A 12,492-nucleotide genomic window follows, 5' to 3' on the forward strand; every position below is an offset into this window, starting at 1 on the left:
ACCACACCTCATTTTTGTTTACGATAAATTTTTTCCTGATGGTCAAGCACTGCGTAGCCGTCTGCATGCTTGGTGAAGGAGATCGACTCCTTATGACCCAGCACCAAAATCCCCTCTGTACTCAAGCTTTCATAGAACAGATCGTGAACCTGATTTTGCAAATATCCATCGAAATAAATCAGTACGTTCCGGCAACAAATAACGTGAAACTCGTTAAACGAGCGATCAGTCACAAGATTATGCTGGGCAAATACGATCTTCTCGCGCAAAAACGGATGGAATGTCGCCCGATCCCCCGCCGCCGTATAGTAGTGGGAAAATGCCTCCTTGCCCCCGGCGTGCATATAATTTTTCGTGTAATCCTGCATTTTCCTGAGCGGGTATGAAGCCTTCTCGGCAGTATGCAGAACTTCCTCGTTAATATCCGTTGCATAAATGCGCACCCGGTCATACAGGCCCTCCTCGTAGAGCAGGATAGCCATCGAGTACACTTCCTCCCCGGTCGAGCAGCCCGCGTGCCAGATCCGAATGGCGGGCACGCTGCGCAGCAGCGGTACAACCTGCTCGCGGAAGGCGTAGAACAGACTCGGATCGCGGAACATTTCCGTGACATGGATGACCAGATCGGCCAGCAGCCGCTCCATGCAGCCGCGATCGTGCAGCACGCGCTCCTGCAGCGCCGACACAGTCGACAGCTTCTCCGCATCGATGCGGTGCCGGATGCGACGCCGCAGCGAAGGATAAGCGTAATGCCGGAAGTCGTATCCGTACATCCGAAACAGTCCTTCCAGCAGCAGCGTGATTTCAATGCGCTCCCGCTCCTCTTCTTCCTTCGTGACGCCTACTTCCTTTTCTCTCCTATAATCGTCGCTTACTTGCCTTAATGAAGCCATTTCCTACAGCTCCTTGCTTATATCCCGGCGGCTCATTTGCACAACCAGACTCTTATTAAGGAGAGCAGTTGTTCCGTATGAACCGGCTTCGTGATGTAATCGGAGGCCCCCGCCTGCATACATTTGTCCCGATCGTCCTTCATCGCTTTGGCCGTTAAAGCGATAATCGGCAGTCCCTCGAACCGTTCGTCGGCGCGGATGGCGCGCATCGCTTCATAACCGTCCATTTCCGGCATCATGACATCCATCAGCACCACATCGAAGTCCGGCTCCCGCTCCAGCTGAGCGAGCGCCTGCTTGCCCGTCTCCGCGAACGCAACCTGCATCTCAAGACCTTCCAGCAAATTGGATAGGGCAAACACGTTGCGAATGTCGTCGTCGACGATCAGCACTTTCTTGCCGGCGAATACCGCCTCGATGCTGTGCAGCTTCTGAAGCACCCGCTGCTTCTCTTCCGGCAGCCGCTCCTCGACGCGGTGCAGGAACAGAGCCGTCTCATCAAGCAAACGCTCCGGCGATTTAACGTCTTTAATAATGATCGACTCGGCGTATTTTTTCAGCCGCATCTGTTCTTTTTTGTCGAGCGTATGACCGGTGTACAGAATAATCGGAATGCGCCTCAGCCTTTCGTCCGCCTTGATGCGGTCGAGCAGATTGTACAGCGGCAAATCCGCCAGCCCGTAGTCGATAACCATGCAATCGAACGAATGCGTCGAGAGCAGCTGCAGCGCACCGGCTTCGTCGGAGGCAGTGGCGATGTTCACATCGTCGTGCGCGATGAGCTCGATCAATCCGCTGCGCCGCGCTTCGTCCGACTGGACGATCAGCAGGCTGCGCAGATCCCGGTTCAGGAACGTCTGGATCGACGCGAACGCTTGCTCCAGCTGTTCCTTGCCGGACGGCTTCCGCAGCCAAGCGATCGCGCCCATGGACAGCCCCTGGTGAATTTCGTCCACGACCGAGATGACATGAACCGGTATGTGGCGGGTGGCCGCGTCGCTCTTCAACTGCACAAGCACCGCCCAGCCGTCGATAACCGGCAGTTGAATATCGAGCAGAATCGCGTCGGGGATATGCTTCTTCGCCAGCTGCAGACCGGTATCGCCTTGCAGCGCGACGATCGCCTTAAAGCCGCGGCTGCGCGCCATGTCGAGCAGAATCGACGCAAAGTGCGCGTCGTCCTCAATAATAAGCAGCACCCGGTCGCCCGCCGCGATCCTCTCCCGGTCGTCGGTCAGCGCGTTTGGCGCGTAATCGCCGGCCGCTACGACGGACGTGCGCAGCCCGCTATCCACGGCGGTCGACATGACCGTGTACGCTTGCAGCGCTCCCGCGCCCGCCGCATCCCCCGCTGCAGCTATCGCCGGCGCCACCTCGTCGGCGCTGCTCCGGCAGCCGGGGTCTGTCGGCACATACAGGGTGAAGCGGCTGCCGCGCCCTTCTTCACTTTCGAGCTCGATCGCGCCGCCCAGCAGCGAAGCCAGTTGCCGGCTAATCGACAGGCCGAGGCCGGTGCCGCCGTATTGGCGGCTTGTTGTGCCGTCGGCTTGCTGGAACGCTTCGAAGATCATATGCTGCTTCTCCGGCGAGATACCGATACCCGTATCTTCCACGTCGAACGCGAGCAGCGTTCTCGAGGCTTTCGTTTGCTCGGGCGATGCCGGAAGAGCGGCGTAGGTTTGCGCCGGCCTTACGGTCAAGGTCACCCCGCCGCGATGCGTAAATTTGAATGCATTGGACAGCAGGTTTTTTAAAATTTGCTGCAGCCGGACGGCGTCCGTCTCGATCCGGTCGGGAATTTCGCCCTCCATCCTCACCTCGAAGGTCAAATCCTTCGTACGGGCGAGCGGAAGGAACGCCTTCTCGACGGAATCGACGATGTCGTGAATCGTCACGTGCTCCGGGTGCAGCTCCATTCTCCCGGATTCCACCTTCGCCAAATCGAACACATCGTCGATCAGCTTCAGCAGATCGCAGCCGGAAGAGTAGATGGTCTCGGCATATTCCACTTGCTTGCCCGACAAGTTCCGGTCCTTATTTTCCTTCAGCAGTTGGGAAAGGATAAGCAGACTGTTCAGCGGCGTGCGCAGCTCGTGCGACATATTGGCGAGAAACTCGGACTTGTATTTCGAAGCAAGCGCCAGCTCCAACGCCTGCTGTTCGAGCGAATCCCGCGCCAGCTCGATCTGCCGGTTCACTTCCTCCGTCTCGCGGATTTGCTCTTCCAGCTCTGCCGTCTTGCTCTGCAGCGCCTCGTTGCTCAGCTCAAGCTCCCCTTGCTGCCGCTGCAGCAGCTCTTCGGACGCTTGCAGCGCTTTCGTCTGTTCTTCAAGCTTCTCGTTCGACGCCTTCAGTTCATCCTGCTGGGAAATCAGCTCCTCCGATTGGCTTTGCAGCTCGTCGGTAAGCGCCTGATGGATGCGCAGCAGCTCCTCGTTCCGCAACCGGCCCTGCAGCGCGTTCAACAGCATACCGATCACTTCGGAGACTTGTTCCATCAGCTTGAGCTCTAATTCGGAGTACGGTTTGAACGAAACAAGCTCAAACACGGCCAGCACGTTGTCCTCGTATTTTATAGGCTGCACCGTAACGGCCATGGGCTCCATCGCCCCGAACGCGGAGCGCACCGTCCCATAGTCGCCGGCATACTCGCGGATGTGAATCGCTTTGCCGTCCTTCGCCGCCTGCCCGACAAGACCTTGCCCAAGCGGCAATTCGGCTGCCGCTGCCGCTTCGGGCTGAGCATGAGCATAGGCCCCGGACAGCACGAGCTTCTTCTCCTTCATGTACCCCGGGGAGGACGGCTCCACGATGTAAAAGGCGCCGCCATGCGCCCCGACGGTAGTCGCCAGCCGGCTAATAAAACCTTCAGCCAGCTCCTCGACCTTGCCGCTTTCCTGCAGCGAATAGTAAATGTTGCCGACCTGTGTCTGCAGCCATAACAGGTCCTCGTTCATTCGGTTCAGCTCGCGTTCGTTCACCGCCGCTTTCTCCAAATCGTCAGCCAAGCGGTTGAACATGCGGCCAATTTGGCCGAATTCGTCGGACGTAGTGACCGGTACCCGGTAAGTCGCCTCTCCCCATTGGACACCGGCAAAGTTGGAGATCATCCCGGTCAGCGTGCCGATTCCTCGAGTCAAGCTGCGCACGATGGCATACATAATCCCGAAGCCGAGCAGCAGCCCGACAATGGTGAGCGATCCCGTCCATTTGAACGACTCCTGATTATCGGCATGCACCGTCTCAATGGCCTTATCCATGGCTTCTTCTTGAAACTTGCTCATGCCCGTCATCGACTCGATAAAGATATCCTGCAGCTCAAGGCCGCTGGCGGTCCGGAGCTTGTTCGCTTCGTCTTCCTTGCCCTGCTGGTGCAAGATGATGACTTGATTGACGTAGTCCAAATAAGCGGTTCCGTATTTAAGCATATCCTCGACGATGGCGCGTTCCTGATTTTCGTCAAAAATCGCATCCGCCTTCTCCATCCCGCTGCGAAGGGATCCGCTCAACGTGCGCATCTGCTCCAGGTGTTTCTTGTCGCTGGACGGGTCGTCGATGAGCAGCAGATTGACGGTCGCTTTGGAGAGCTCCGCCGCCTCATTGCGCATTTGCGTGCTGATCTTCAGTTTTTTATAGCGGTTATTGTACACTTCCTTGATGCTTTCGTCGGTGCTTGACAGTCGGCTGATTCCGAGCCCGGCCAAGGTGAACATAATCACGAGCAGGATGCTGAATCCCAGAAACAGCTTGGTTTTAATTTTCATGCCTGATGACCCTTTCCCCATCTTCATCGTCGTAAGCGGTTGACCCCTGCGTTCATGATGCGCTGATCATCACCATGCAAATATCGTCTTTGCGCGACTCCAGCACATCCGCCGGCAGTACCTCCCGCATCACCTCTTCGGCATTGCGGCCCTCTCCCATACTGGCTTGTATGCGCTCCATGAGCAGGTCGGCTTCGCTCGCCTCTTCCGGATAATCGTCCGGCAGCGGCAGCGCTTCAAGCAATCCGTCCGTATACAGCACAATGCGAATCGGCTGCTCATAAGCGTACGTGCTTTTGGTAATGTCCATCTGATCGAAAAAACCGACGGCGCAGCTCCCTTGATCGAGCGCCATCGGACGTTTACCTTCCTCGAATAAAAACCCGGGCGGATGGCCCGCATTCACATATTCGATCGTCTGCCGTTCCGTATCGATCAATAAATAAATCGCCGTAAAATAATAACTCACGTCTGCGCTCTTCTGATTCAATTGGTTCATATACCGATTCAACTCGGCCACCACGAACTCCGGCGACACGAACCGTGTAATCGTATCCTGCATAACGGAGGAAATGAACATGCACACGAGCGAGGACGAGATGCCATGCCCCATCATATCCAAAATGATGACCCCGTGGCGATGTTCGTCAATGCGGTACCAGGCGTATAAGTCGCCGGCCAGCTCGAACGAAGGGTAATACACCGCCCCGATGGACAGCCGCTCTTTCTGTAAAGGGGGGCTGAGCACGCTGCTCTGTACTTGCCGGGCAAGGTCCAGCTCGCTGCGGATTTTGGCTTCGTTCTCGATATGCCAGTCTTTCTCGTATTTAAGCCGCAGCGCTACGCGGATGCGGGCAATCAGCTCGATTTTGTTGACCGGCTTCATCACGTAATCGATGGCGCCTGCTTCCAGCGCCTCGGCCAGCTTATTTGAATCGCCGAGCGCCGTAACGATAATGACCGGAATGTCCTTCAACCGGTCGTCCTGCTGAATGCGGCGGCACGCCTCAATGCCGTCGACCTCCGGCATCATCATGTCCATCAGAATCAAATCGACGGGAATTTTCCCTTCCGTGTGGGCAGCTAATCGATCCAGCAATTCAACCGCCGACGACGCTTTCCAGAACGAGTGATAACCCGCGCTTTGTAAAATTTTCTCAATGACGATAATATTAACCGGATTATCATCCACAATGGCTATATTCATGCTTGATTCGCCCCTCATTTCTAATCGCCAAGCGGTTCAAATCCGCTTCCAAACATACCCGGAATTGTACCGTTATTACCATTATAGCGAACTTTATAAGTATATGTAACCTTGTCAAGGGGCGATTGAAACAAGAGAAAGGCTGATTCAACGCGGAAAATAAAGGTTAATAAGGGACAAGCCGGTCGGTTAGCAGCCGGCTGCACAACAGCCATCCATGCATGGAACAAGGAAGTCCGGGCGCTTGGCAGCAAAAAAAACATTTTCGGGAGGGACCATCCATGAGAACGATGATCAAGCTGGTTGACCATGTGGAGCAAGCCATTCGAGCGATTCGTGAATTCCGGGAACAAGGCCATCCGTTAAGTGAAATTTACGTGCTGGCTCACGATAGCGAACGAACTGAGGAGCTTAGTAAGCTGACCGATACGAATACGATCGGTTTGATAGAGGAAGGCATGGCGACCGCTTTCGCCAACCTGTTCCGATCGCGCGGAGAGCAGCTGCGGTCCAAGATGGAGTCGCTCGGCATCTCCGCCGGGGAAGCGGAGCGGTATGAAGCCGAGCTGGATCAAGGCCGCGTCCTTGTTCTCGTCTGGCACGACGAGAACAAGGAGCGCGAGGAGGCCGAGCGCCGGCGGGAGCGTCCCGAGGACGCTTACGTGCCGCCGATCGGCGGGGTGTACTGATCGCCGCGGAAGCGCGGTAAGCGGCGGCGGCCGGGTGCTCCGCCGCGCCATGCGAACAGCCCGAAGACGGGACTCGAAAGCGAGTCCGTCTTCGGGCTGTTGCGCGCTGGCGTGGGCGCAGCCGCAGGCCCGCCGCGCACGGGTGCCGGCGCGGCTATTCGACCGGCGGAGACGGCACCGCCGGTTCGTTGTCGCCGCCGAGGCGGCGCGCGGCCGTCTCGCGGGGGCCCGTTGCAGGTACGTGCCGCCCCGCTTTCGCGAGCCCCATCACAGGCATGTGATGGTACACGCATTCGTACCGGCCCTCCGGGACGAGGTAGCTCTCGTGGTAAATGCCGACGGAGCGGCTGGCCGCGACCTTTTGGTTAAACATGCGCCAGGCGTCAAGATGAAGCGCGCCCTGCCGCGCATACTGCTCCAGCTGCTCGAACGACCGCCAATACTGCACGATCATCGGTCCCCGCAGCGTTATGAAATATTCCGCGTGCAGGAAGCCGAGCTCCGGATGCGTGTACAGCTCCTTCAGCATCGGCGGCATCGCCTTAATAATCGGTAGCCAATCGCGAACCGCCCACAGCTTATTCACCCGAACCCCGATAATGAACACCACGAACGAACCTTCGATTTGGGCCGTATAACGACCGGGCACTACAGCAGCCATTACGAATGACCTCCTTCGCCTAATAACGACAAATGCCGCTCGTAATGAGCAAGCAGGTCGCGCTCTTGAAACATATGCGCCGACAAATAGGCACCGTAGAAAATCGTCACCAGCACCTTCGCAGCCTCAAGAGGCGTTACCCCCTGCCTCAATTCGCCGGCTTCCGCCGCCTCGCGGACGGATCTCTCAAACAGTGCATCCATACGGGGCTCCCGTCCCCCCAGCTCCGGATTTCCCGGAAACAGCAGCTGAACCTCGGCTTCGCTCAATTCCGGCATGCACGGATGCATTTTCAACTCGCTCAAAAACCCGATCAAAGCCAGCATCAACCCCGGCCTCTCGGCACTCGACCGCTGAATGTGGAGAAATAAATGACGGATCGCGTCGAACCCCTTCTTACCGTTCTCCTCCAGCTCGATCAGCCGCTCGGTAAGCCATACCCTCATGAAATAAATCAACAAATCTTCCTTTTGCCGAAAAAACTTGAAGAACGTCACCTTCGACACTTCCGCTTTCCGGCAAACATCCTCGACCGTCATGTCGCGAAAAGACCGTTCCCCGATCAAGCTTAAGCTCGCCTCGTAGATCGCCAGCTTGGCCCGCGCTTTCTTAAGCTCACGCAGAGAGATCTGCCGCGTATTCATGGTTCGTCCCCCCTCCATATTAAAGTTAACTTATATAAATAAATTAACTTAAGTTAATTTTAATGTCAAGGGATCAACCTATTTTCAGGCTCAAGGCTATACGCCCGTTAGAGCGCCGGTGCTGCCTGACCACGTGTCTCTTCACTCCGATACTTTAAATACCTCTTTATTAATAGGGACGATCCAAGTAAACTGGTAAGAGAAGCACTGGCGATGTCACCCTTCAATTGCTGTTCCGACTATTTCATTGAACTTTAGCCATGGTAAGATCGTCAAAAGACTTGAGGTGTCTGTTTTGGAATCGGATGTGAATTTTGAATATTTGAAGTATTTGTCCGACAGCTCCGACAAGAAGGCGATCTTACAGGAGCTGATGACCGCTTACGGTAAGGATGTATGGAATTATGCCTACAGCATCACACGCAAGTGGGATCAGGCTGATGATATTACGCAAGAAGTGTTCCTGAAAGTGTACCGGAATTTATACTCGTTTCGCTGTGAATCTTCGGTCAAGACATGGCTGCTCGCCATCACCCGCAACATGACCCTCGACTACCGCAAATCGGCTTTCCTCCGCAAAGTGACGCTTGTCGACGCGTTCACCGCCCGGGAAGAGCAGGCTACGGCTTCAACCGAGCAAGAGGTGATGTCCAAGTTGACGGTAAACGAAATGTGGGACTTGGTGTTGAAGCTTCCGGTGAAATACCGCGAGGTATTGATCTTGTTCGCCCACCATCAGTTATCGATGAAGGAGATTGCGGAGCTGCTCGGCGTGAGCGAAGGAACGGTGAAATCGAGGTTGTTTCATGCGCGGAACAAAATTTCGAGGTTGAAGGAGAGTCGTCGCATTGGATCCGATTGACAAGGAACTTAAACAGGAGTTGTCCGACGGCCCGTTTGCCCAGGACGGGTTTACGGATGCTTTGCGCAAACGAATCGAAGAACGCATCATGACCGCGGAAGCCCCTTCCTCTCCGACGGTCCGCCGAATTCGGCCCTGGCTCGCCGGTGCAGGGGCTGCGGCCGCTGCAGCCTTGCTGTTCCTTGCGGTGGAAGGCGACCGATGGTTCATGCCTCCCGCCTCAACGCTGGATTCAGCGCCTATGGCAGCTACGGCCTCGCAGGTCGTGCCGGATTTCGAGTCGACCGTCCGAACGGCGCTCCTGGTCGGTCTGCGAACCGATACGAAAACCGCCGAACCGACGGAAGAAAAGAGCGAATACCGCACGCTGTTAATCGCGCCGGATGACAGCCGTTTGAAAGTGATAAGCCAAGGCCCCGGCATCCTCATGCCGTATAAAATGGACTTCTGGCGCTTGAGAGAAGCGCGCACCGTAAACGGGGAAGGCCGCGCTTACGTCTACTGGAGCGCAGCGCTCGCCGCCTCCTCCAGATCAGCCGACCAGTCGGCCAAACAGGTCGCAGCCCTGTCTAACGCGGCCTTAACGGAAAAGCTTCTATTCGTCGGCAACCGTTACATCGCCGTGGAGCAGAAGGTCATGACCCGGGATAAGAAAGGCGATTTACGGAGTTCCCGGTTTGTATGGGTGAAAGACGTGCCGCAACTCGCGGGCGCCTCTAACCCCGATGAGCCGCCGTTACAGCAGCCGCATGTGAAGCTGAAGGACATTTTCGGCACGGCCGTCGAGCCTGCGCTCCAGCAGCTGGACCCATACCTCCCGCTTATGCCGAGCGAATTTCAGCCGAAGCATGCGTCAACCGACACCTGGGGGGAGAGCTGGACGATCGCTCGTCAACAAGGCCGCTGGATTGCGAAGGTCGCTTCCTATGAGAACGATGCGAGCGGCGACAGCCAATCCTATCGTCTGAAGGATGTGCCGATGTCGCTGCCGGCGGAAGTCGTTTCACATGATCGGTTAGTTCCCGAGTGGGGGGAAATCAAACGCATTCAACCGGCCGCCGTCGACGCCTACTCTTCGCCGAACCTCGATGTCGTCCTTGTCGTCGCGGACCGCCATTTGATCGTGTATCCTTATAAGGGCGTCCTGCTGCCGAACCCGCTCCTGACCGTCGAGCTGAAACCTCAGGAGTCGGTCATTATGGCGCATTGGGCGACCGACCCGTACATCGATCCGTGGAAGAAGAACGTCTCCGCGTTCCTTACTCAATAAACGACGTGTTCCTCAAACGTCGGCGTGTTCGGCACGATAAGCATATGCGTTTGCCCAGGAAGCAGCGAAACTTCACGGCCCTGATCGTACAAGCGAATAGGGTCGTTTTCGCGTTCCCGCTTCCACTCCACGGATTTAGCCATGCCGCGTTGGAACAAGACGGCCGTCCCCTGCCCCATTAGTTTCACGTCGCGGCGGCCTTCATTATCGAGAATGCGATGCACCGCGCCCAGGACAACGACGTTCGTCGCCGTTAACGTCTCTCCGTTATTCAAATCGCTATGCGCGCTGCCGTTAATCGAACGCTTGTAATTGCGCGCCGCTTCGTCATACTCGTAGGACACCCGGTACGACTTCACCAGGAACGTCACATCGACTTTGCGCGCCTCCTTCGCCCCGCTGCCCATCGTTTCAACCGCGCCGCTTTCCGGCTTGGCGAACGAATAAACGGGCGCCGTCGGTCCTTGATCCTTGAGACCCCGTTTACCGGCGCCGTCGCGGATATTTGTCAAATTCGTATATAAGTTGTGCGGAGCTTTCCGGGATTTCTCCCTCCAGAAGTATGGGCCCGCGTTCGTGATCTCGTCCAGGTTCTCGATTCTCTCGCGGCTGATCGTCTCGTAACCGTCCGGACTGCCTCCCGCGTGCACTTGAATCGCGCCATACGATTTACCGATACTGATGAAATAAGGACGAATGCTGCGGACAGGTCCGATGTCGCCCGTGAAAGCGCTGCTCTGAAACAGCGCGATCAACCGGGTGATTTCGCCTTCAGCGAGCACCTCGTACAGTAAATCAGCCTGCAGCAGCCCACTCTGCGGACGCGCCTGCGGCGCATTGTTGATGACTACCATAACCGGCCGGGATTCGTTCTTCTCCGCGGTCTCTACGCCGGTGAGCGGCGCCAGATACGCAGCCTTCGGTGCAGGAGCCGGAGGCTCCTCTTGCTTCAGGACAGGCTTTGCCGTCTCCGCCGCCTCCGGTACAGTTGTTGCGCCATCATCCGCATTGCAACCCGCTGCCGACAGCGCCATAGCGCAAGCAAGCAGCGCAAAGCCGCCTTTGCGCTTCCATCCCGTCTTTCGTTGCCAGGCCTTCTCCCGGTCCGCTGACCTTTTGTCCATTAAGGCTCACCTCGTTCGCTTGTCTTCTTGTAGCTTCTAGTAATCTATATTCTATCAACTTCACAAATAGAAGCGGATGAATCAAGCATTAACCGAACATCCAACAGCTTAATGACAAGGAACCGTATTGATACTGGCGGTGCAGCAGCTTCGCCTTCTTCCCTTCATGCGCCGCGCCCATGGCGATCAACAGCGGCACGAAATGCTCCGACCGAGGCACCGCCTCTTTCGCGAACGGCGCCTCCGCGTCATAACGAAACAACCGATCGATGTCCCACGTCTCGATCCGCTCCCCAAGCCACTCGTCGAATTCGAGCGCCCACGCGCTGACGTCCCCGCTGTCCCAAGCAAGCCGGTTCAGATTATGAACCGTACCGCCGCTGCCCATAATTAGCACGTCCTGCTTCCGCAAGGCGGCCAGCGCTCGGCCGATTCGGTACTGCTGCTCGGGCACGAGACCGGCATGAACCGACATCGATACAACGGGGACGTCCGCTTGCGGATACATCAGCTTCAAGACGCTCCAGGCTCCGTGATCCAGCCCGCGTCGGTCGTCAAGCTCGGCTGCCACGCCTTCCTTCTCCAGCAGTTCCCGAATTTGCAGCGCAAGCGCAATGTCGCCTTGGGCCCTATATTCGATCTCATATAAGGCGTCCGGGAAACCGAAGAAATCATGGATCGTTGTATAACGCACGGCGGAGCCGATTTGCTGCACCGCAGCTTCCCAATGTGCACTGAACAGAACGATAGCTCGCGGCTTGGGCAGCTTCTGTCCCAGCGTTTGGAGAAACCCGGTGTAGCGGAGCCGATCGGTTACAAGCGTCGGAGCCCCATGGGCAACGAACAAGGAAGGAAGCATACAGGCTGAACTCCTTTCCGGAATCGGGATCACAGACACGGCAGGCGCGTCCTTTCTCCCCCAAAATCATCTACCTACAATATTCCGTTCTTCCGCTCCCAATTCCTGCTGCATCGCGCAAATCGGGCCAAACGCCGAAGAGACCGGCAAACATCGATGCGATGTTTGCCGGTCTCTTCGGTTCATTCGATACTCTTACAGCTGGCCTTGCACCCAAGCTTCCAGCTCCGACAGCGGGCGGAAACCTACTTGCGTCCCGACTTCAACTCCGTCCTTGAACAGCTTCAGCGTCGGAATGCTCATGACGCCGTACTTCCCGGCCGTTTCCGGGTTGTCGTCCACGTTCACCTTCGCGATCGTCACCGAATCGCCAAGCTTACCGTTCAGTTCTTCCAAGACCGGCGCAATCATTTTGCACGGTCCGCACCAAGGGGCCCAGAAATCGACGAGCACGACGCCTTCCTTTACGGTTTGGCCAAAATCGCTGTCTTTCGCATTTACAATCGCCATCGTTTATCT

Annotated in this window: 11 protein-coding genes; 3 read left to right on the plus strand and 8 right to left on the minus strand. The window is 56.6% G+C overall.

The window, feature by feature from the left end:
• Window positions 1–8: 8 nt before the first annotated feature.
• From JMF85_RS01015 to JMF85_RS01025, 3 genes are read right to left on the minus strand one after another with little or no spacing between them, the layout of a single operon-like run.
• The gene (locus JMF85_RS01015; protein ID WP_201317604.1) at window positions 9–893 is read right to left on the minus strand and encodes a CheR family methyltransferase; all 885 of its coding nucleotides are present in this window, start codon (window positions 891–893) and stop codon (window positions 9–11) included.
• A gap of 32 nt (window positions 894–925) precedes the next feature.
• Window positions 926–4,657, minus strand: a complete 3,732-nt coding sequence (locus JMF85_RS01020) for a response regulator (RefSeq protein WP_201317605.1) — start codon at window positions 4,655–4,657, stop codon at window positions 926–928.
• Window positions 4,658–4,709: 52 nt separating this feature from the next.
• Window positions 4,710–5,864 (minus strand): PP2C family protein-serine/threonine phosphatase, encoded by a 1,155-nt coding sequence (locus JMF85_RS01025; protein ID WP_127608566.1) that lies wholly within the window; start codon window positions 5,862–5,864, stop codon window positions 4,710–4,712.
• 281 nt (window positions 5,865–6,145) lie between these two features.
• On the opposite strand from JMF85_RS01025, the gene JMF85_RS01030 reads away from it, so the two are divergent.
• The gene (locus tag JMF85_RS01030) at window positions 6,146–6,553 is read left to right on the plus strand and encodes a YflT domain-containing protein (RefSeq protein ID WP_054795939.1); all 408 of its coding nucleotides are present in this window, start codon (window positions 6,146–6,148) and stop codon (window positions 6,551–6,553) included.
• Between the two features lie 154 nt (window positions 6,554–6,707).
• Here JMF85_RS01030 and JMF85_RS01035 read toward each other — a convergent pair whose 3' ends face one another.
• Window positions 6,708–7,214, minus strand: coding sequence for a DUF4188 domain-containing protein (locus tag JMF85_RS01035; RefSeq protein WP_127608568.1), 507 nt, complete (start codon window positions 7,212–7,214; stop codon window positions 6,708–6,710).
• Window positions 7,214–7,858 carry a TetR/AcrR family transcriptional regulator gene (locus tag JMF85_RS01040; RefSeq protein WP_127608569.1) on the minus strand — a complete coding sequence of 215 codons (645 nt, stop codon included), beginning with the start codon at window positions 7,856–7,858 and terminating at the stop codon, window positions 7,214–7,216. Before JMF85_RS01040 ends, JMF85_RS01035 begins: the two co-directional genes overlap by 1 nt.
• A 295-nt stretch (window positions 7,859–8,153) precedes the next feature.
• Here JMF85_RS01040 and JMF85_RS01045 point away from each other — a divergent pair, with 295 nt between their 5' ends.
• Window positions 8,154–8,720 carry an RNA polymerase sigma factor gene (locus JMF85_RS01045; RefSeq protein WP_054798612.1) on the plus strand — a complete coding sequence of 189 codons (567 nt, stop codon included), beginning with the start codon at window positions 8,154–8,156 and terminating at the stop codon, window positions 8,718–8,720.
• Window positions 8,707–9,990, plus strand: coding sequence for a hypothetical protein (locus JMF85_RS01050; RefSeq protein WP_127608570.1), 1,284 nt, complete (start codon window positions 8,707–8,709; stop codon window positions 9,988–9,990). The genes JMF85_RS01045 and JMF85_RS01050 overlap by 14 nt, the downstream gene beginning before the upstream one ends.
• On the opposite strand, the gene JMF85_RS01055 is transcribed toward JMF85_RS01050, so the two are convergent.
• The 3 genes from JMF85_RS01055 to trxA form a co-directional block, all read right to left on the minus strand.
• Complete coding sequence (locus JMF85_RS01055; RefSeq protein WP_054800500.1) at window positions 9,984–11,114, minus strand: DUF3048 domain-containing protein; 1,131 nt, start codon at window positions 11,112–11,114, stop codon at window positions 9,984–9,986. The genes JMF85_RS01050 and JMF85_RS01055 overlap by 7 nt on opposite strands.
• An 88-nt stretch (window positions 11,115–11,202) precedes the next feature.
• Complete coding sequence (locus JMF85_RS01060; protein ID WP_054798616.1) at window positions 11,203–11,973, minus strand: dioxygenase family protein; 771 nt, start codon at window positions 11,971–11,973, stop codon at window positions 11,203–11,205.
• Between the two features lie 195 nt (window positions 11,974–12,168).
• On the minus strand, window positions 12,169–12,483 hold the full coding sequence (gene trxA / locus JMF85_RS01065; RefSeq protein WP_054798617.1) for a thioredoxin: 315 nt from the start codon (window positions 12,481–12,483) through the stop codon (window positions 12,169–12,171).
• Window positions 12,484–12,492 lie beyond the last annotated feature (9 nt).

The organism is Paenibacillus sp. EPM92 (assembly GCF_016586185.1).
Classification (GTDB): Bacteria; Bacillota; Bacilli; order Paenibacillales; family NBRC-103111; genus Paenibacillus_G; species Paenibacillus_G validus.